Genomic DNA, 18,555 nt, shown 5'->3' with positions numbered 1-18,555 from the left:
GGCCTTCCTCAGACGTAGCGGTTTACCAGGGATTCCAGATATTCCTGCCGTCCCGAGCGCGGCCGCGGGTCGAAGCCGGGGCTGAGCGCACGGTCGGCCAGTTCGGCGAGCGAGCGCTGGCCGCCGAGAATGGCCCGGCCTTCGGGTGCCGCCCATCCCTCGTAGCGCTGCGCGAGCGGTGCGGTGAGGGCGCCGGCATCGAGCATGTCAGCGGCGGCGAGGAACGCGCGCGCGCAGGCATCCATCGAGCCGACATGGGCATGGATCAGATCGTCGGGGTCGATCGACTGCCGCCTGATCTTGGCGTCGAAATTGAGCCCGCCCGAGGTGAAGCCGCCGCGATTCAGGATCTCGTGGAACACCAGAGCCAGCTCCGGCACGTTCATCGCGAACTGGTCGGTGTCCCAGCCAAGCAGATCGTCACCGCGATTGACGTCGAGCGAGCCGAAGATTCCGAGCGCCTCGGCGAGCGCGACCTCGTGATGGAAGGAGTGGCCGGCAAGAATGGCGTGGTTCTGCTCGATGTTGAGCTTGACGTCGTTCAGGAGATCGTAGCGCTCCAGGAAGCCGTAGCAGGTGGCGACGTCGAAATCATATTGATGCTTGGTCGGCTCCTTCGGCTTCGGCTCGATCAGGATCGGGCCCTTGAACCCGATCTTGTGCTTGTGCTCGACGACCAGCGAGATGAAGCGGCCGAGCTGGTCGAGCTCGCGCTTGAGATCGGTGTTGAGCAGCGTCTCGTAGCCCTCGCGGCCGCCCCACAGCACATAGTTCTGGCCGCCGAGCCGGTGCGTCACCTCCAGCGCGGCGCGGACCTGGCCGGCGGCATAGGTGAAGATTTCGGGGTCCGGATTGGTCGCGGCACCCGCCATATAGCGGCGATGCGTGAACAAATTGGCGGTGCCCCAGAGCAAGCGGACTTTTGCGGAGGCCATCTTCGCCTCGAACAGATCGGCGACCGCGTTGAGATTGGCGACGGACTCGCTGAGCGAAGTGCCTTCCGGCGCCGCATCGACGTCGTGGAAGGTGAAGAAGGGCACGTCCAGCAGGCGGGAGCTATGGCGGAATCTGGGTGATGACGGTGTGAGGAAGGCGGCGTATCGAGGCGGGTGACGAGCCTGCCAGAACCTCTCGAGGAGAGCGATACGCCATGACCGAGACTACCAATGTTCTTGCTTTCCGTCAGCCGTCCGCGGTTGATGATCCACTGACCGATATCGTTCGTGCCGGCGCGCGGGACCTGCTTGCCAGGGCGATCGAGATCGAGGTTGGCGCGTTTCTGGCCAGCACGGCCAATCTGACGCTGCCCGACGGTCGAGCGCGCCTGGTCCGACATGGGCACGGTCCGGTGCGCGAGATTGCGACCGGCATCGGTCCGGTGGAGGTCGCTCGTCCCAAGGTCCGCGACCGCGGAGCGAGCGGGCCAGGCGACCGCCTCCGCTTCAGTTCGGCAATCCTGCCGCTATGGGCGCGGCGGACGAAGAGCCTGGATGCCTTGATCCCGGTCCTCTATTTGCGCGGCATCTCGACCGGCGACTTCCAGGAGGCGCTCTCGGCGCTGCTCGGCAAGGATGCGCCGAACCTGTCGCCTTCGGTGATCGCCGGCCTGAAGGCCGATTGGCAGGTCGAGTACGAACGCTGGCAGAGACGCGATCTGTCGGCGCGTCGCTATGTCTACATCTGGGCCGATGGCGTGTACCTGCAGGCCCGCATGGAAGATCACAGCGAATGCATGCTGGTGCTGATTGGCACCACGCCGGAAGGCAAGAAGGAGCTGATCGGCTTCCAGGTCGGCGTGCGCGAGAGCGCGCAGAGCTGGCGCGAACTCCTGATCGACCTGCGGCAACGCGGGTTACGATTGCCCCGCAACTCGCCATCGGCGACGGCGCCCTCGGCTTCTGGAAGGCACTGGACGAGGCCTTTCCCGGCACGCGGCACCAACGATGCTGGTGCCATAAAGTGAGCAACGTACTCGACAAGGTCGCCAAATCCGTGCAGGGCCCCATGAAGAACGACCTGCGGAACATCTATCTGGCCCCACACCGGGCCGAAGCTGAAACCGCGATCGACGTCTTCGTCGAGAAATACCACGTCAAATACGGACGTGCGGTGGAGTGCCTGATCAAGGATCGCCATGCGCTGCTCGCCTTCTTCGACTTCCCTGCTGAGCACTGGATCCACCTACGCAGCTCGAACCCGATCGAGAGCGTCTTCGCCACGGTGCGCCACCGAACGGTGCGGACCAAGGGATCGCTGTCGCAACAAACTGCGAAGCTGATGGTGTTCAAGCTCATCGACGCCGCATCGAAGACCTGGCGGCGATTGAAGAGCACGAACCAGTTGCCGAAAGTCATCGCCGGTGTAAAGTTCATCGACGGAATCGAAGTCATTCCGAACACTGAAAGCCACGCCGCCTGATCAGGCCGCGTCACCCAAAATCAGCCATAGCTCAGCAGGCGGAACAGCTCGAAGGCGACATCGGCCTTGGCGCGTGCCTGCGCCATCGCATCGGCACCATGATGCCAGGGGCGCAGAAAGGTTTCGCCGCCGAAGGGATCGCCGCCCGGCCAGCAGAACGAATGCCAGTGGCAGACCGCAAAGCGCAGGTGATCTTCGAGCCTGCGGCCATGCACGAGCCGGTCCTTGTCGTACCATCGGAAGGTGGGCGTGTTTCCCGCATCCTTGCCGCCGAAGGCGACAGGGGCGCTTGCATCGAAGAATTTGGCTGATGCGTTCACTTAAGGCTCTCCTTCAACGCAGGATAAAGTTCGCGCCACCGCCGATAGGCCTCGTCATAGGCCGCAGTGACGGATGCGCGGGGCACAAAACTCGCGAGCCGCCGCGGGCGCTTGCACACTTCCGCGGGATCTTCGCCGGTGGCGGCGAGCCGGCCGAGCCGTGCGGCGCCGAGCGCCGCCCCGACCTCGCCTTCCTCAACCCGGTGGACGGGAATGCCGAGCACGTCGGCGCAGATCTGCGCCCACAAGGGCGAGCGCGAGCCGCCGCCGACGAGATCGACCTCCGCGATCGGCCCGCTGGCCGCGCTCAGCGCCGCGAGGTTGTCGCGCGCGGCGAAGGCGACGCCTTCCAGCACGGCCTGCACGATCTGGCTGCGCCCGGTCGCACCGCGCAGGCCGACGAAGGCGCCGCTGGCGGCGGCATCGTTGTGCGGCGTGCGCTCGCCATCGAGATAGGGCAGGAATTTTATGGAGCTCGGTCCGTCGACACGCTCGCCGAGCGGCGCCAGGAGCGCGGCCGCCGGCGTCTCCATCACGCCCGCGAGCCAGGCCAACGAAGCCGCGGCCGACAGCATCACGCCCATCTGATGCCAGAGGCCGGGCAGCGCATGGCAGAACGCATGCACGGCCGAAGCCGGCGCCGGTGCAAACCGATCGGTGACGCGGAACACCACGCCTGATGTGCCGAGCGACAGGAACGCATCGCCCGGCGCGATCGCGCCGAGCCCGATGGCGCTCGCGGCATTGTCGCCAGCACCGCCGGCGATCACGACATCATTCGCCATGCCCCAGCGCCGCGCGAATTCCGGCGCGAGCACTGCACTGACCTCGCTGCCCTCGACGAGGCGCGGCATGTGGTGGAGATCGAGCCCGACGGCATGCAGCAGCAGCGCCGACCAGCGGCGCAGACCGACGTCGAGCCACAGCGTGCCGGCGGCGTCGGACATGTCCTCGACCATCTCGCCGGTGAGGCGATAACGCACATAGGCCTTCGGCAGCAGCACCTTCGCCACGCGCTCGAAGATCTGCGGCTCGTGCCGCGCGACCCAGAGCAGCTTGGGCGCGGTGAAGCCGGGCATTGCCAGATTGCCGGCGATCGTGTGCAGCGACGGGCAGCGCCGCTCGAGCGCGACGCATTCGGCGTGCGAACGGCCGTCGTTCCACAGAATAGCGGGGCGCAGCGGCCGTCCATCCTCGTCCAGCAGCGTCGCGCCATGCATCTGGCCGGACAGCCCGATGCCGCGCACCTGAGCGACCTCGCGCGGATGGCGGGCGGCGAGATCGTCGACGGCGCCAACCGCCGCATTGACCCAGGCGTCGGGATCCTGCTCGGACCACAGCGGCGCGGGATGCAACAGCGCAAGCTCGCGCGCGGCCGTCGCGACAATCGCGCCGGTTTCGCTCACGAGCACCGCTTTCACACCGGATGTGCCGATGTCGATACCGAGATACACGCCGCCCTCCCTTTCGCCTGATGCGGTGCGCGCTCTTGAAGTCGCCCTTTCCGCAACGGACCGTTTCGAAATCCACCCGCCCCTAGGGCAAATTGTCCCGCATCACGATGTCGATCCTGATCTTCTCCTGTTCGCGCAAGATCGGCTCGCCGCGCGCAAGCGCGAGCAGCACCCGCACGGCGGCGCGCGCTTCATGTCCGGGGTTCTGCGAGATCGCGGCATCCATCACGCCCTGCAACAGCAGCCGGCGCGTCAGTACGGTGACGTCGTGTCCGACGAATACCACCTGCTTGCCGCGGCCGGCATCGCTCAACGCTGTGGCGACGCCTTGCGTGCCTGCGCCGACGTTATAAAGGCCGACAATGTCAGCATGCCTGCCGAGCAGCTGCGCCAGAACCTGTTCCGAACGGCCGTCTTCGTCGCGCCCTTCCAGCACCGGCAGCACGCTGAGATCGGGGAATTCCGACGCCATCACCTGGCTGAAGCCGAAGATGCGTTCGGAATGGTCGCGCAGGCCCTGCGAGCCCGCGACGATCGCGACCTTGCCGGACCGTAGGCCGACCAGCCGACCGACCAGCGCGCCGGCGGTGCGTCCCGCCGCAATGTTGTCGATGCCGACATAATGGTGGCGACGCGAGGACGGCACGTCCGAGACCAGCGTCACGACCCTGGTCCCGGCGTCGACGAGATCGTTGATCGCGGCGCGGACCCCGGGATGGTCCAGCGCCACCACGGCGACGCCGTCGTAATCGCCGGACAGCGCCTCCAGCGAGGCCGCGAGCACGGACGGGTCGAACACATCCGTGGCGACCACCTCGACGCCGAGGCGGCGGGCTGAGAGCCAGGCCGACATCTCGCCGAGATAGGCCTCGATCTGCTGCATGAAGGGGTTCGACCCCGCCGGCATCAAGAAGGCAAAGCGGCGGGCACGGCTGCGGGCGAGCTCCGCGGCCGCGACGTGCGGCTGGAAGGCGTTGCGCTCGATCGCCGCCTTGACCCGCCGGACCGTATCGGGCCGCACGCCCGGGCGGTTGTGCAGGACGCGGTCGACGGTCGCGAGGCTGACGCCCGCCTCGCGGGCGATGTCCTTCAGCGTCAGCGCGGTCGCGGTGAGAGTATCGGCCATGGCTGAAGGTTATCGAGGTGTTTTGAGGTACGCAACTCATTTTGAGGCGCACGACGATGTTTTCGGGTCCGGGTCACACCGCGCGGCCTCAGCCGCCCATAAGGTCGCGCGTCAGGAACAGGCTGTTGGGATCCTCGACATAGCCCTCGAACGGGCCGCAGAGCACAAAACCGTGCGCCTGGTAGAGCGCATGCGCGGGCTTGAAATAATCCCAGGAGCCGGTCTCGAGGCTGAGCCGCTTCAAGCCACGCGCGCGGGCCTCAGCGATGATGTGGCGGAGCATCCGGCCGCCGAAGCCGCGCCTCCGCGTGGTTTGCAGCGTGTGCATCGACTTCACCTCGCCATGGTCAGCCGAGAGCATCTTCAGCGCGCCGGTGGCGACCAGCGTCTCGCCGTCCCAGCCGGTCCAGAACGCGACGTCGCTCGCGCGCAGCCCAGCGAGATCGAGCGCATGGGCGCTGCCCGGCGCGGTCTGCGCCCGCGCAGCCGCGACGTGATGGTCGAGCATCGCAATGACGCGGGGATCAAAGGTGTCGCCGGTGCGGACCTGCATCGTCACGGCCTCACCCCGCTTGAAAGCCGCTTCTGCATGAGAACCATATCGAGCCAGCGGCCAAACTTGCAGCCGACCTCTGGCATGCGGCCAACCTCGGCAAAGCCGAACGACGCGTGCAGCCCGGTCGAGGCGGAATTCGAGGCCTCGATCGCGGCGACCATCGTGTGCTTGTTGAGCGCGATAGCGCGCTCGATCAGCGCGGCCATCAGGCAGCGGCCGACGCCGAGCCGATGATGTTGCTCGCCGACATAGACCGAATTCTCGACAGTGTGGCGATAGCCGGGCCAGGGGCGGAAATCGCCGAATGACGCGAAGCCGACGACGTCCCTGCCCTTCATCGCGACCAGCACGGGATAGCCGGCCGCTTGCCGTGCGCGCATCCACTCGCGCCGCGAGGCCAGATCAGCCGGTCCGTCGGTCCACACCGCCGTGGTGTTGATCGCGGCGTAATTGTAGATGGCCAAAATATCTTCGGCATCCTCCAGCGTGGCGTCCCGCACGATCATCGACATCACATTTTCCCGTACGATGTGCCGAGCCTCGTGATGATGACGTAGCGCGCATCCTGTTTGGTTTCGTTCTCGAAGGTCACCGCCCGCATCACGTCGAAATCGAGACAATCGCCGTCGCGCAGCCGCACGGTCTTGGCGTCGATATGCACGCAGACCGCGCCCTCCAGCATCAGCAGCTGCTGGGTGAACGCGTTGCGGCCCCAGGGGCTGTAGGAGACGCGCGCGCCGGCCGGCAGGTCAACGACGATGATCTCGATGCCGCTCGCCGCATCCGGCGGCGAGGCATGACGCCGCCGGTAGCCGCTGTCGGGATCGCGCCAAAGCGGCTGGTCGGCAAGCCGCATCAATCGCTCCGGCGGTTTCTCGGCGAGCGCGACGACGTCACTGAGGGTGACATCGAGCGCCGCGCAGAGCTTGTTGAGCAGCGCAGCGGTGGCGCTGCTCTGCGCCCGCTCCACCCTCCCGATCATGGCCCGGCTGACACCGGAGCGCGTCGCGAGTTCGTTCAACGTGATGCCCGCCTGCGTCCTCCACGTCTTCAAGCGACGACCGATCGCACGATCGAGTTTCTGCTGGTCCATCTCTTTGCAGGTCCTGGTCTTCATCCGAACATTGCCCGACACGAGGACCGCACCCATCCGGGCGAGAGGAGCTTAAGCCGGGCTGGACGCGCGTGCCGGGAGCGAGGAGCTAATATATTAGAATCTTTGCGCGGAAAATTCTCCGGCGCCTTGCCACAGGCGCCGGAAAATGGCGGGTTCGACGGGGCTTTCCGTGGAAATTCGCTAGACAAGAAAATCCGGCGCCGCGCCATGGGCTTGCGGGATCAAGGATCCAGGCGCGAGGTGAAGCGTCATCGCATGATGATCCGCATCGGTCAGCGTCAAAATATTGGTCTGAGTGTCGAAGGCCGCGTTCACCTTGGCGTCGAAGCCATCCAGCACCAGCGTCGTGCCTGGCGTATAGTTTGAGATGAGACCGGATGTTTGCCGGGCGTCGGGCCCGAAAACAAACGTGTCCGTACCCGTCAGAACGACATTGCTGCTCAAATTACCGGTGACCACCAATGTCCCGTTGTTGACGTTGACCGTTCCGGTCCCGCTCAAATTGTCGACCTTGAGCACGCCATTATCCAGGACAGTGGCGTTGTTGACGAGGTTGCCCGAGACATCCACCTCACTGCCGGCGTGCACATTGACGATGCCGCCATTGGTCAGGCCACTCGTGAAGTCGATCGTGCCGCCCTGATCGGCGGTGATCGTTCCAAAGGTGTTGAGAACGGCGTCGTCGAAATTGAGCGAGGCATGCACGGCTTCGATCAGGCCGCTGCTGGTGACGGAATTGCCGGTGTTCACCGCAAGCGGCTGGGACCCGTTCGCCTCGAGCGTGCCGGAGAAGCCGATATCCAAAGTGAGGCTGTGATCTCCGTTTCCGATGGTGCCGGCGCCGTCGATCGTGCCGCCTTCAAGGTCGAGCGTGTGATGCCCACCGCTGTTCAGGATCGAGGAGCCCGGATCGAGCTTGATGTCGCCATTGCCGATGACCGTGGCGTCGCCGGTCAGGATGACTTTCGCGAAATTGAAGAGCTCGATCTTGCCGCCGTTGTTCAGCGTGCCGCTGACATTCAGAACGCTTCCGGCACTGTCGTCAAACACGGCGCCGGCCTTGAGCGTCACGTTGTTGAAGCTGTTGGCGCTGCCTGCAACGGATTCGATGAGTCCGCCTGATGTCGCATCCAGCAACGTCCCGTCCAGATGCACGTTGTCGAAGGTGATGGTGCCGCCATTGGCGACGATCGCACCGAGGGAACCGCCGGCGATCGTATCGTTCACGAAGGCGAGCATCGCCTGGGTTTCGCTCAGTGAACCGAGATTGTTGATCGTGCTGTTGCTGATCACACCGGCGCGGCCGGTCTCGTGCAAATTGCCGGTCACGCTGATATTGATCGTGGCCCGATCAATCGACGTGAAGCCGGTCGAGCCGGTGACAGTCAGAACGCCACCGCCGCCGCTGGTGTCATTCACGTCAGTGACCGTGATCGCGACGTTCTTTGTCGTGATTGTTGTCAAGTCGCTGACCGCGACGGTGACGTCATAGACGTTGTCGTGATTCGCGTCCTTCGGGGCCTCGAAGTCGGGCGCGGACTTGAACGTCACATCGCCCGTCGCCGACACGTCGAACAGAGCCGCGTCAGTGCCGGACAGCGAATAGGTCAGCGCGGGACTGTCCACATCGGTCGCCGCGACGTGGTAGGCGACGCCAGAGCCATTCTCCGCGAAGCTTGCCGTCGTGCCCGAGCTGATCACGGGCGCATCATCGATTCCCGTCAGCGTCACGGTGATGCCCTGTGTCCCGTAGAAGCCGTCGAGGACCAAGATGAAGATGTCGGTATGGGTCTGTCCGGCCGCGAGCGGAGCGATGTTGGCATGAGAGACATCATAGCTCCACGTCACCTTGCCATCGGCAACGTCGATGGTGGCCGTGAGTGTGCCGAGATTGCCGTCTTGCGGTGCCACCGCGACCGTGTGGGCACCGGCAAAGAAACCCGCCTGCGATGTCGAAACATGGGCAGCGCCATTGTCCGTCAGCTTCGCTGCGGTGAAGGAAGGCGTAGTAAGATCTCTTACAAAGATGTCGTAGGTATGGTTGGTATCGCCCGGCACCAGAATGCTGGATAAAGACTCGAATGCCACCTTGGTGCCATCAGGCGAGAACACGGGTTTCTGGGCTTCGCCGTTGTTCTGCGGGACTCCGTCGGCATCGGTCGATACCAGCGTGACCGCGCCTGTGGTCAGATCCTTAATGACGATGTTGCCGATTAGGTTGTTAGAACTACCCGGCACAAGATTGTCGGCAAAGGTATAGAACGCCACCTTGGTGCCATCTGGCGAGAACACCGGGTCGAAGCTGCCGCGATCCCCACGAGCGCCGCTGGCGCTCTCCGACACCAGTGTGGTGGCCCCGGTGGAAAGGTCCTTGATGTAGATCTCGGTGGTGTCGCCGCGCACTGTGGCCGACCCGAACACGATTTTGGTGCCATCGGGTGAGAACGAGGGGGGGGGGGAAGGTAAAGCCATTCTCAAGCCCGCCGCCGCCGGGTCCTCCGTTGTATGGACTGGGCGCCACGAGCGTTATAGCGCCAGTGGTCAGGTCCTTCACGAAGATGTCGCGCACGTGGTCGGTATCATCAGGCACGAGATTGTCGGCATCGGAATAGAACGCAACCTTGGTGCCATCAGGCGAGAATATCGGGTTGGTGGTCGATAAGCCGTCCGCCTGTTCGCCACTGGCACTCGTCGATACGCGCGTGAGGGCACCGGTGGCCAGGTCCTTCACGAAGATGTCGGCGCCCGTTGCGAACGCCAACTTGGTGCCATCGGGCGAAAAAATCGGCTGGTAGCCACCCAGCTGAACCCCGCTGGCATCGGTCGACACGAGCGTGATCGCCCCGGTCGAAAGGTCCTTCACGAAGACGTCGGGTGCACCGTTGGTATCGCCGGGCACCAGATTGTCGGCATAGGATGCGAACGCCACTTTCGTGCCGTCGGGCGAGAACGCTGCCTGGACACTCGCGCCATCCGCCTGCGCCCCGGTTGCGCTGGTCGACACGCGCGTGAACGCATCGTCGCTGCCACCGCCAGCGGTGAAAACAGGTGCTGAATTCGTCATCAATGCCTCCGTTTGCCCGGCAACAGGCCGGGTCCGAATGTTTTGCACGACAATCAGAAACAGAGACGCGGCACCAATGAGTCCCTGTTGTCCAAGGCAAGTTTAGTGCCCCTAGATGACGAACGCTTGATGCAGCCGCGAAGGATCAGATGAAGGATCAGATTGAGCGTCGTTGGCTGCGCCGCTGCACGACAGGCAATCAAAACTGCGCCAATAGTCTTTCACCGATGCGCATCCGCACCGGGCTGGCAGCGCGCATAGCACCCCTCAGGGTGATCTCGTGTCGTCGGGATGAATAAGCCGCTCCTTCTGAAATGCAGCGCGAGCGGTGATCCGTTACATCGCCAGAATTGCCATCACCAAAAATTGGCCACTTGAACCGACGCTGGGGAGACCGACGCCATTTGGCGGATCTTTGGCCCCTTCATGCTTCCGGATACGCCAAGATGAACGTGGCCAGGGGTCGGAGAAACATCCAACACGCCAAATCAGCGGCCATCAATTTTTGAATGGAGCGGGCGAAGGGAATCGAACCCTCGTATGCAGCTTGGGAAGCTGCCGTTCTACCATTGAACTACGCCCGCTTATGCGCATGCAGCGCCCGCTCTGATTAGCCGAGACGGCGCCTCCCGCCAAGCGGTTTGGCGCACCCGGCCGGACGCTTCTTAACGTTTCAGTAAGATTCCAGGTGCGCCGGATTGTGGCGGTGTTATGATCGCGCGTCTGGGGAGAGACGTGCACTGAGTGGGGCGTGTGCATGGTGGGGCGTGGCTACACGATATTCAACACGGCCATAGGGCGCTGCGGCATCGTCTGGAGCAGCACCGGCGTGGTCGCCGTGCAATTGCCGGAGGCGCGGGAGATCGACACCCGCCGCCGGATTTTCGCGGTCCATCCCGAGGCGCGCGAGCAGCAGCCTCCGCTGAATGCCGAGCTTGCGATCGAGGGCATCATGGGCCTGCTGCAGGGCGGCGACCCTGATTTTTCCGACGTCAGCCTGGACGCCGGCGGCGTCCCCGGCTTCCACCGGCGCGTTTATGAAGCCGCCTGCGCCATTCCGCGCGGGGAGACCCGCACCTATCACGAGATCGCCAAGGCGCTGGGCGCCTCCGGCGCCGCGCATTCGGTGGCGCAGGCGATCGCCAAAAATCCCTACATGCTGATCGTGCCCTGCCACCGGGTGCTGGAGGCCGGCAATTATGCCGACCGACTCTCGCCTTACGGCGGGGTGATCTCCAAGCGGCGGCTGCTGGCGCTCGAGGGCGCCCATCCGGTCGCGAGCAAGACGCTGTTCGAGGTGCTGCTGCCCGTTGCCCCACCGAGGCCCAGCTAAGGCGCGATCGCAATCGCACCTTAGCTTTGTTTTTTGGGCATGATCTCGTCGGACAACCGCTACACACTTGTCCGGATCATGCCTAGATAGGTGGCATGGATGCGACCACGCTGCTGACCACGCAATCGATCACGGTCTCCGAGTTTCGCTGCGATGCGGGACCGGACGACAAGCCGTTCGCGGAGTGCCGCACCGGCCATTCCATTGCCTATGTTCGCTCGGGCAGCTTCGGCTGCCAGTGCCGCGCCGGCTTCTTCGAGCTGGTGGCGGGCTCGATGCTGGTCGGCGCTCCCCGCGAGGAATACACCTGCACGCATGAGCATGTCAGCGGCGACGTCTGCCTGGGCTTCTTCTTCAGCGAAGACCTGGTCGATGCCCTCGGGGGACGACGCGATATCTGGCAGGTCGGCGCGACACCGCCGCTGCCCGAGCTGATGGTGCTGGGCGAGCTCGCTCAGACGGCGGCAGATGGCAACAGCGACCTCGGTCTCGACGAGGTCGGTCAAATTCTGGCCGGCCGCTTCATCGATGTCGTCTCGGGCAAGGCGCGCAAGCCGGCCACGCCCACCGCACGCGACCGCCGCCGCGCCGTCGAAGCCGCGCTGTGGATCGACGCCAACTCGCATGCCGAGGTCGACCTCGAACAGGCCGCGCGGCAGGCGGGCCTCAGCCCGTTCCATTTCCTGCGGCTGTTCTCGGCCGTGCTCGGCGTCACCCCGCATCAATATCTGGTGCGCTCGCGGCTACGCCACGCGGCGCGGCTGCTGACAGATGATGACATCGCGGTCACCGATGTCGCCTATGACGTCGGCTTCGGCGATCTCTCCAATTTCGTCCGCACCTTCCATCGCGCTGCCGGCGTGTCGCCGACGAAGTTCCGGCAGGCGTCGAAGGGCGAGCGCAAGATTCTCCAAGAGCGCGCGACCCTCAACTGAATAGGGTCGTCTCCGGCGCGCGCCAGTTGCGGCGCGCTTTGCAATGGAGACGATCATGTACGACCACATCGGACTGCGTGTTGCCGACCTCGACGCCGCCACGCGCTTCTACACCGCGGTGCTGGCGCCGCTCGGCTACGCCCTGTGCTCCAGCGGCGACGGCTATGCGGGGTTCGGGCCGAAGGGCGAGCCGGCGCTCTGGCTGCACCTGAACAAGGGACGCAAGGCCGACGGCGCGCGCGTTTCGCGCCAAGGACCATGATGCGGTCAAGGCATTCCACAGCGAGGGCCTGAAGAGCGGCGGCCGCGACAATGGCGGCGCTGGCCCGCGCAAGGACTATAGCCCGACCTACTATGCGGCGTTCCTGATTGATCCCGATGGCAACAATGTCGAGGCGGTTTGCGTGTGAGCGTCGGCCGCCATCGCCTCACACGCTGTCATGCCCCGGCTTGACCGGGGCATCCAGTACGCTGCGGCTTCTCGATTCAATCACAGTGGCCTCTGGAATACTGGATCGCCCGATCAAGTCGGGCGATGACACCTGAGATGATGGCCCTATCGCTCGTCTCTCCACATTATAAGGATCAACCATGGCCTCCATCCACAACGACATTTCCCTCCCCGTTCCCGCCCGCGACGTCTGGGACGCCGTGCGCGATTTCGGCGCGCTGCCTCAGCGGCTGGCGCCGGGCTTCGTCACCGCCTGCACGCTCGACGGCGATGCGCGCATCGTCACCTTCGCCAATGGATCAGTGGCGCGCGAGGTGCTGGTCGATTGCGACGATGCGCGGCGGCGGCTGGTCTACGCCATCAACAACGAGCGGCTCAGGCATTACAGCGCCTCGGTGCAGGTGATCGCCGAGGGCGAGGCGAGCTGCCGCCTTGTCTGGATCATCGACATGCTGCCGAACGAGCTTGCGGCTTACGTCCAGGGGCAGACCAAGGACGCCGTCGCCGCGATACACCGGGCGTTCCCGGCTGTGGCTGCGTGATCTTTCTCACAGAGCCCTGCCCTCGCCGGCCCTAACGATGGCCGCGTGCGTCCGGTTGGCTCCGCTCTCCCGGCGGAGCCACGCACGCGAGGAGCAGGCCATGAGAGGTGCGGATAAAGTGATCTGCCAGGCAGCCGTCGTGCTGCTGCTGTTTTCGATCTCAAGCGCGCCGGCAAAGGCGCAGTTCCTCGGCGGCGGAGGCGCCGGCGGCGAGGACATGATGACCCAGATGGCGCCGATGCTGGAGATGATGAAGGCGAAGATGGGTAAACGCCGCTTCGCCATGCTGATGCAGACCATGGGTCCGATGATGAGCCGCATGATGGAGAACGGCGGCGGCGGGCTCGGCGGCATGATGGGGGGCGGCGGCGGCAATTTCGGCGGTGGCTTCGGCGCGCCCAATTACGGCGGCTACTCGCCGATGGGCGGTGGCGGCTACATACCGACCGGAATGGGCGGCATGGGTGGCGGCGACATCATGGGCATGCTGGGCGGTTCCGGCGGCAGCGACATGATGGCGATGATCCCGCAATTGATGCGGCTCGCCGATGTCGGCGGCGGCGGCCATCGCCGCCACAGACACCGCTAGTCTGCAACGCCCGAAAGCGCAGGCCTGATCGTAGGTTTCGTCTCGCGCGGCCCCCAGCGTGTCAGCACCACGCTGGAGCACGAGAGCAGGCCGAGCACGACCATCGAGCTGGCGGCCAGCCAGAAGAAGCTCTGCGCGGTGGCGTCGTGCGTCGGCAGCCACCAGCCGATCGCAGCGATGTAGATCAGGCGCGCGGTCTGCGCCAGCACCGGCCCGATCACCTTGGCCGCGCCCTGCGACGAGAAATACATCGTCGAGGCGAGCCCGATGAAGGCGTAGAACGGCGCCACCGTCGACAGATATTGATGGCTGGTCGCACGCACCGTTGCGCTGTCGGTGAAGATGTTGACCCAGAGATCTGGGAACAGCGCGACGAGGCACGCCGGCGCGCCGACGGCGACGAACGCGCTCGCACCGGCGATCCAGGCGATGCGCCGGGCGCGCGCGATGCGGCCGCCCCCGACTGCCATGCCGATCATCGGCACCGAAGCGATGCCGAACGAGAACGCGATCGAGGTCAGCAAAAATTCCAGCCGCGCGCCGATGCCGTAGCCGGCGAGGATCGCAGTGCCGAACTTTGCCAGCATGTGGGTGAAGATCGAGATCGTCAGCACCGATTGCAGCGGCGAGAAGCAGGCGATGGCGCCGACCTTCAGGATATCGAAGAACATCGCCCATTGAACGCGCAGCCCGCGCAGTTTCGGTACGATTCGGGCGCGGCCGGAGAACAGGTACCAGCCCATCACACAGATGTTCATGGAATAGGCGATCAGCGAGCCGGCCGCGACGCCGCGCATGCCGAACTGCGGCACGGGCCCGAGCCCGAGGCCCAGCGTACCGCCAAGCACGACCTGCATGACCGCGGAATTCAGCATCAACAGCGAGGGCAGCTTCATGTTGCCAGTGCCGCGCAACACGCCGGCCATGGTGTTGAGCAGCCACGGCAGCACGGCCCCGCCAAAAAACACCTGCGTGTAGGCGACCGCATGCGTCAGCACATCCCCGCGTCCGCCGAGCATTTCCAGAACGCGCGGCCCGAAGATCAGCATGCCCAGCATGAAGACGAGGCCGAAGGTGATGCCGATCAGCAGCGCATGTGCGGCGAGCGTGCCGGCGCGCTCGCGGTCGCCTGCGCCGAGCGCCCGCGCGATGGCCGACGCCACGGCGCCGCCCATGGCCCCGCCGGACATCGTCATGGTCAGGATCACTGTCGGAAACACCAGCGCCATTGCCGCCAGCGCCTCGACGCCGAGCCGGCCGATATAGGAGGTCTCCGCGATCACCACACAGGTGCCGGCCGACAGCGCGACCACGTTCGGCCAGGCGAGGCCGAGCAGCGTGCGCAGAATCGGCCCGTCCATCAGCGCGCTTCGTACCGGCCGCGGAGGCGGCGGCAACGGGCGCTCTTGTTCATCGACCGGAATTTCGGCGATGTCGGACATGTCCTCTCCCGGGCGCAGGCCATTTGCGGCGCGGCAATGCGTAGGTGTGCCAATAAATTTCTTCGCGCGGAAGGCGCGGCGACGTGCTTAGCACGGCAATTGCCGATTCCTCCTGCGCCGGATGCAGGCGTGCCCTGCGGCAGCGCATTTCAAGTGGCGGAATTACTCAATGGTCCAGACCAGCGGCGGCCGACCGCCAGCTGTCGGGCGCAGGTGCACGCCGATGTGCCGCCCGCATCCGGCAGCGAGCCCCTCGAACAACCCTTCCAGCACCTTGGTGCAGGCGCGATGATAGTCGGCGACGTCATCCATCAGCTTCCAACTCTGCTGACGAAATTCAAACGTGCCTTCTGATGCCGTCGTCTCGGCAGCGTCATCCTGCGCGGCAAACAGAGCGTTCAGGAACGCTGCGAACTCGCTGGCGCCACCGCGGCTCATGGACAGTGCCGCCGCGACCTCGTCAAAATACTGCATCCCGATCAGCTTGCCGGTGAGGTGCAGGAGATAGTCGGCGTCTTCCGGGCCGAACAATTGCACCATCACGGGCGCGGCGGTGCGCACATATTCCATCGCGTAGTTGCGATAGGCTTTTTCCAGCCGCGGTTTTGGCCAGCTCGAAACAGGTAGCGCAGGCGCAGTCTTCGCATCGAACAGCGGCGCTTCCAGATGACGCGCGAAGACCAGGCGCTGATCCAGCTCGAGCGGGTGGTCGTACTGATAATAATAGCCTTCGAGCCCATCCTGACCATCGACGCTCTGCTTGGTGCAGACGAAGCCGAGCCTGGTATCGCCGAGCGCGACGCCATTGTTGGCGTGCCAGCCGCGCAGCATCGCGCGGCTGACCTCACCCGGCACGCCGCAGATCGCGGTGCCCTTCCAGATCCAGCGCGGCGGCGGATAGCGGATCCAGGCTTTGCGGTCGCTCTCATACATGTACTCGACATGCACGCCGCCGATCCAGTTTGAGAGATAATGATATTGCGCGGCGGCCACCGCCGGCGGCAGATGATTGAGACCGAGCTTTTCGAGCCCCGGCAGGAAGCGCTCCTGCTGCTGGCGGCGAAACACGCGGAAGACGAATTCAGCAGCATCCGCCGTGCCACGCCGTGTGACGACGGTGAGGATGAGGCCGGTGAAGTAGGCGTGATAGAGGTCGGCGACCGCGCGCCAGCGCTTCCATTGCGCTTCTTGTGCTGCGTCTGTTGCGGCGGCCATGTTCGCTCCCGATCGTTGTTTTGATCGAGTGTGTCACCGCGACCGGTGCGAGGCAACCTGACGCTCAGGCAGAGCGCCCTGCACGCCAGCCCGTCAATTCCGCATCACGAATTTTGCGCAAGCCCGGCCGCGCGCTCGCGCTCGACGCGTTCGGTGACGTCGCGCGCCATCGCGACCGATCCGACCACGGCACCACCGGCATCGCGCACCAGCGCGAAGGTCATCTCGATGTAGAGCTTGCGTCCGCTCTTGTGCAGCGCGCGGGTCAGCGTCGGCTTGCCCGCAAGCTTCATCGCCCCGGTGGCAAGCGCTGCTTCGAAGCCCTTCCAGTGCGCGGCACGCAGATGTTCGGGAATGATCAGATCGAGGTTCTGGCCGAGCGCGTCGGCGGCGGAGAAGCCGAACAAGGTGGTCGATGCACGATTCCAGCGCGTGATGGTGCCGGAGCGATCCGAATAGATCAGCGCGTCCGCGACGTCATCGAGGATTCTTGCGTCGAGTTCGGATTGAACACTCATCTCGCCACCTCGCATGCAGCCGGATTTCAGCTTGCATCCCGGCAGTAGTCAATCGAGGGGCTGCGGCGTACTGGATGCCCCGGTCAAGCCGGGGCATGACAGTAGAGTGTGGAGCTACACCCGAAAATGCTTCGATAGTTTGAGGCCCTGCGCCTGGTAGTTCGAGCCGATGCGCTGGCCGTACATCGCGTCGGGGCGCGCCAGCATTTTCTCGTAGACGAGACGGCCGACGATCTGGCCGTGCTCGAGAATGAACGGCACCTCGCGCGAGCGCACTTCGAGCACGGCGCGCGATCCCTGCCCGCCAGCTCCGGCATAGCCGAAGCCGGGATCGAAGAATCCGGCATAGTGCACGCGGAACTCGCCGACCAGGGGATCGAACGGCACCATCTCCGCGGCGTAATCGGGCGGCACCTGCACGGCTTCCTTGGAGGCGAGGATGTAGAACTCGCCGGGGTCGAGGATCAGGCTGCCGTCGGGACGCGCCGAGATCGGCTCCCAGAAATCCTCCACCGCATAGCCGGAGCGGCGGTCGACGTCGACGACGCCGGTGTGGCGCTTGGCGCGATAGCCGACGAAGCCGTTGGCCTTCTCGCCGGAGAGGTCGACGGAGACGGCAACGCCGCCGGTGAGATCGGCATCGTCGAGATCGACGAGACGCTCGGTCGCATGCAGCGCCTCGAGCTCGTCGATGTTGAGGATGGCATCTCCGGTGCGGAAGCGCACCTGGCTCAGGCGCGAGCCCTCGCTGACCAGCACCGGAAACGTCTTCGGGCTGATCTCGGCGTAGAGCGGGCCGTGATAGCCGGCGCCGATCATGTCGAAGCGTCGGGTGCCGTCGGCGATGACACGGGTGAAGACATCGAGCCGGCCGGTCGAGCTTTTCGGGTTCGCGGCGGCGACGATCTCCGGCGGCAGCGCCAGGCTTTCCAGGAGCGGCACGATGTAGACGCAGTTGGTCTCCAGCACCGCGCCATCGGCGAGGCTGAACTCGTGCAGCTTTAACTCGTCGATGCGCTCGGCGACGGTCGCGCCGGGACCCGGCAGAAAGCTGGCGCGAACGCGATAGGCGATGTCGCCGAGGCGAAGGTCGAGGCTCGCCGGCTGGATCTGGCTTTCGACGAAGTCATAAGCGGGCAGGATGAGGCCCGCCTTCGCCATCGCCGCGATCATGCGGTCGGGCAGGATACCATTGGCGTCGGCGGCAACCGTGAAGCTCAACCGGGGGTCCTCGTCAGGGGGCAAATGCATCCGGACATGCGGGAAATAGCAGCCTTTTACGGCTATCCGATGGACGCCTTGACGGAAAGGCCATTGCGGAATATGAGCATCACTTATCCCGTGGTGATTTGAGCCGGCCGGCTTGCAGCCACGTTAAATAAGTCGCTAAACAGGCCGGGGACCTCTGTGATCCCGGCCCGTGGAAGTTATCCAGGCCGGTTTTTTTGTGACCATTTTCGATGGTCACGCAGAGG

Annotated in this window: 15 protein-coding genes, 1 tRNA gene, 4 pseudogenes and 1 riboswitch; of the genes and pseudogenes, 6 read left to right on the top strand and 14 right to left on the bottom strand. The window is 64.9% G+C overall.

From position 1 onward, the window contains the following. Positions 1 to 8 precede the first annotated feature (8 nt). Positions 9 to 1,052, bottom strand: a pseudogene (gene xylA, locus J4G43_RS04010) (xylose isomerase); the annotation flags it as partial. 98 nt (positions 1,053 to 1,150) lie between these two features. Here xylA and J4G43_RS04005 point away from each other — a divergent pair. After that, a pseudogene (locus J4G43_RS04005) lies at positions 1,151 to 2,418 on the top strand (IS256 family transposase). Between the two features lie 32 nt (positions 2,419 to 2,450). On the opposite strand, the pseudogene J4G43_RS04000 reads toward J4G43_RS04005, so the two are convergent. The 9 genes and pseudogenes from J4G43_RS04000 to J4G43_RS03960 all read right to left on the bottom strand — a co-directional run. After that, positions 2,451 to 2,738, bottom strand: a pseudogene (locus J4G43_RS04000) (xylose isomerase); the annotation flags it as partial. Beyond that, positions 2,735 to 4,192, bottom strand: a complete 1,458-nt coding sequence (gene xylB, locus J4G43_RS03995; protein ID WP_208084064.1) for a xylulokinase — start codon at positions 4,190 to 4,192, stop codon at positions 2,735 to 2,737. The gene xylB and the pseudogene J4G43_RS04000, both read right to left, overlap by 4 nt. A gap of 82 nt (positions 4,193 to 4,274) precedes the next feature. After that, positions 4,275 to 5,318 (bottom strand): LacI family DNA-binding transcriptional regulator, encoded by a 1,044-nt coding sequence (locus J4G43_RS03990; RefSeq protein WP_208084063.1) that lies wholly within the window; start codon positions 5,316 to 5,318, stop codon positions 4,275 to 4,277. A gap of 88 nt (positions 5,319 to 5,406) precedes the next feature. Beyond that, a complete protein-coding gene (locus tag J4G43_RS03985) occupies positions 5,407 to 5,871 on the bottom strand; it encodes a GNAT family N-acetyltransferase (protein ID WP_208089239.1) in 465 nt (154 codons plus the stop codon). A 2-nt stretch (positions 5,872 to 5,873) separates the two neighbouring features. Next, positions 5,874 to 6,386: a GNAT family N-acetyltransferase gene (locus J4G43_RS03980; protein WP_208084062.1), complete on the bottom strand. Its 513-nt coding sequence runs from the start codon at positions 6,384 to 6,386 to the stop codon at positions 5,874 to 5,876. Beyond that, entirely contained in the window at positions 6,386 to 6,967 is a 582-nt protein-coding gene (locus tag J4G43_RS03975; RefSeq protein ID WP_208084061.1) for a helix-turn-helix domain-containing protein, read from the bottom strand. The genes J4G43_RS03980 and J4G43_RS03975 overlap by 1 nt, the downstream gene beginning before the upstream one ends. A 204-nt stretch (positions 6,968 to 7,171) precedes the next feature. Then, positions 7,172 to 8,902: a VCBS domain-containing protein gene (locus tag J4G43_RS03970; RefSeq protein ID WP_225005646.1), complete on the bottom strand. Its 1,731-nt coding sequence runs from the start codon at positions 8,900 to 8,902 to the stop codon at positions 7,172 to 7,174. Between the two features lie 316 nt (positions 8,903 to 9,218). After that, positions 9,219 to 10,055, bottom strand: coding sequence for a TolB family protein (locus tag J4G43_RS03965; RefSeq protein ID WP_225004608.1), 837 nt, complete (start codon positions 10,053 to 10,055; stop codon positions 9,219 to 9,221). A 510-nt stretch (positions 10,056 to 10,565) separates the two neighbouring features. Continuing rightward, positions 10,566 to 10,639: transfer RNA gene (locus J4G43_RS03960), tRNA-Gly, on the bottom strand. A 173-nt stretch (positions 10,640 to 10,812) separates the two neighbouring features. On the opposite strand from J4G43_RS03960, the gene J4G43_RS03955 reads away from it, so the two are divergent. The 5 genes and pseudogenes from J4G43_RS03955 to J4G43_RS03935 all read left to right on the top strand — a co-directional run bounded on the left by J4G43_RS03955 (position 10,813) and on the right by J4G43_RS03935 (position 13,905). Continuing rightward, a complete protein-coding gene (locus tag J4G43_RS03955; RefSeq protein WP_208084060.1) occupies positions 10,813 to 11,388 on the top strand; it encodes a methylated-DNA--[protein]-cysteine S-methyltransferase in 576 nt (191 codons plus the stop codon). A gap of 95 nt (positions 11,389 to 11,483) precedes the next feature. Beyond that, entirely contained in the window at positions 11,484 to 12,323 is an 840-nt protein-coding gene (locus J4G43_RS03950; protein ID WP_208084059.1) for a helix-turn-helix transcriptional regulator, read from the top strand. Positions 12,324 to 12,378: 55 nt separating this feature from the next. Then, a pseudogene (locus J4G43_RS03945) lies at positions 12,379 to 12,733 on the top strand (VOC family protein). Between the two features lie 181 nt (positions 12,734 to 12,914). Next, positions 12,915 to 13,316 carry an SRPBCC family protein gene (locus J4G43_RS03940; protein WP_208084058.1) on the top strand — a complete coding sequence of 134 codons (402 nt, stop codon included), beginning with the start codon at positions 12,915 to 12,917 and terminating at the stop codon, positions 13,314 to 13,316. Positions 13,317 to 13,416: 100 nt separating this feature from the next. After that, positions 13,417 to 13,905 (top strand): hypothetical protein, encoded by a 489-nt coding sequence (locus tag J4G43_RS03935; RefSeq protein WP_208084057.1) that lies wholly within the window; start codon positions 13,417 to 13,419, stop codon positions 13,903 to 13,905. On the opposite strand, the gene J4G43_RS03930 is transcribed toward J4G43_RS03935, so the two are convergent. The 4 genes from J4G43_RS03930 to J4G43_RS03915 form a co-directional block, all read right to left on the bottom strand. Beyond that, a complete protein-coding gene (locus J4G43_RS03930) occupies positions 13,902 to 15,347 on the bottom strand; it encodes an MATE family efflux transporter (protein WP_208084056.1) in 1,446 nt (481 codons plus the stop codon). The two genes, J4G43_RS03935 and J4G43_RS03930, sit on opposite strands and share 4 nt — an antisense overlap. A gap of 162 nt (positions 15,348 to 15,509) precedes the next feature. Continuing rightward, positions 15,510 to 16,562 carry a hypothetical protein gene (locus J4G43_RS03925; RefSeq protein ID WP_208084055.1) on the bottom strand — a complete coding sequence of 351 codons (1,053 nt, stop codon included), beginning with the start codon at positions 16,560 to 16,562 and terminating at the stop codon, positions 15,510 to 15,512. A 104-nt stretch (positions 16,563 to 16,666) separates the two neighbouring features. After that, on the bottom strand, positions 16,667 to 17,080 hold the full coding sequence (locus J4G43_RS03920) for a PAS domain S-box protein (protein WP_208084054.1): 414 nt from the start codon (positions 17,078 to 17,080) through the stop codon (positions 16,667 to 16,669). A gap of 114 nt (positions 17,081 to 17,194) precedes the next feature. Continuing rightward, positions 17,195 to 18,331: a 2'-deoxycytidine 5'-triphosphate deaminase gene (locus J4G43_RS03915; RefSeq protein ID WP_408581403.1), complete on the bottom strand. Its 1,137-nt coding sequence runs from the start codon at positions 18,329 to 18,331 to the stop codon at positions 17,195 to 17,197. 80 nt (positions 18,332 to 18,411) lie between these two features. Then, a riboswitch (SAM riboswitch) is annotated at positions 18,412 to 18,491 on the top strand. The last annotated feature ends 64 nt before the right edge of the window (positions 18,492 to 18,555 follow it).

The sequence above is a fragment of the Bradyrhizobium barranii subsp. barranii genome, from assembly GCF_017565645.3.
Classification (GTDB): Bacteria; Pseudomonadota; Alphaproteobacteria; order Rhizobiales; family Xanthobacteraceae; genus Bradyrhizobium; species Bradyrhizobium barranii.
This window is presented reverse-complemented; position numbering and strand designations above follow the sequence as displayed.

What these genes read in the sequence shown, in the direction of transcription:
- J4G43_RS03925 (WP_208084055.1), bottom strand. Translation starts at nt 16,562, where the DNA reads ATGGCCGCCGCAACAGACGCAGCACAAGAAGCGCAATGGAAGCGCTGG.
- J4G43_RS03980 (WP_208084062.1), bottom strand. Translation starts at nt 6,386, where the DNA reads ATGTCGATGATCGTGCGGGACGCCACGCTGGAGGATGCCGAAGATATT.
- J4G43_RS03935 (WP_208084057.1), top strand. Translation starts at nt 13,417, where the DNA reads ATGAGAGGTGCGGATAAAGTGATCTGCCAGGCAGCCGTCGTGCTGCTG.
- J4G43_RS03930 (WP_208084056.1), bottom strand. Translation starts at nt 15,347, where the DNA reads ATGTCCGACATCGCCGAAATTCCGGTCGATGAACAAGAGCGCCCGTTG.
- J4G43_RS03965 (WP_225004608.1), bottom strand. Translation starts at nt 10,055, where the DNA reads ATGACGAATTCAGCACCTGTTTTCACCGCTGGCGGTGGCAGCGACGAT.
- J4G43_RS03975 (WP_208084061.1), bottom strand. Translation starts at nt 6,967, where the DNA reads ATGGACCAGCAGAAACTCGATCGTGCGATCGGTCGTCGCTTGAAGACG.
- J4G43_RS03955 (WP_208084060.1), top strand. Translation starts at nt 10,813, where the DNA reads ATGGTGGGGCGTGGCTACACGATATTCAACACGGCCATAGGGCGCTGC.
- J4G43_RS03940 (WP_208084058.1), top strand. Translation starts at nt 12,915, where the DNA reads ATGGCCTCCATCCACAACGACATTTCCCTCCCCGTTCCCGCCCGCGAC.
- J4G43_RS03985 (WP_208089239.1), bottom strand. Translation starts at nt 5,871, where the DNA reads ATGCAGGTCCGCACCGGCGACACCTTTGATCCCCGCGTCATTGCGATG.
- J4G43_RS03990 (WP_208084063.1), bottom strand. Translation starts at nt 5,318, where the DNA reads ATGGCCGATACTCTCACCGCGACCGCGCTGACGCTGAAGGACATCGCC.
- J4G43_RS03915 (WP_408581403.1), bottom strand. Translation starts at nt 18,331, where the DNA reads ATGCATTTGCCCCCTGACGAGGACCCCCGGTTGAGCTTCACGGTTGCC.
- J4G43_RS03920 (WP_208084054.1), bottom strand. Translation starts at nt 17,080, where the DNA reads ATGAGTGTTCAATCCGAACTCGACGCAAGAATCCTCGATGACGTCGCG.
- J4G43_RS03950 (WP_208084059.1), top strand. Translation starts at nt 11,484, where the DNA reads ATGGATGCGACCACGCTGCTGACCACGCAATCGATCACGGTCTCCGAG.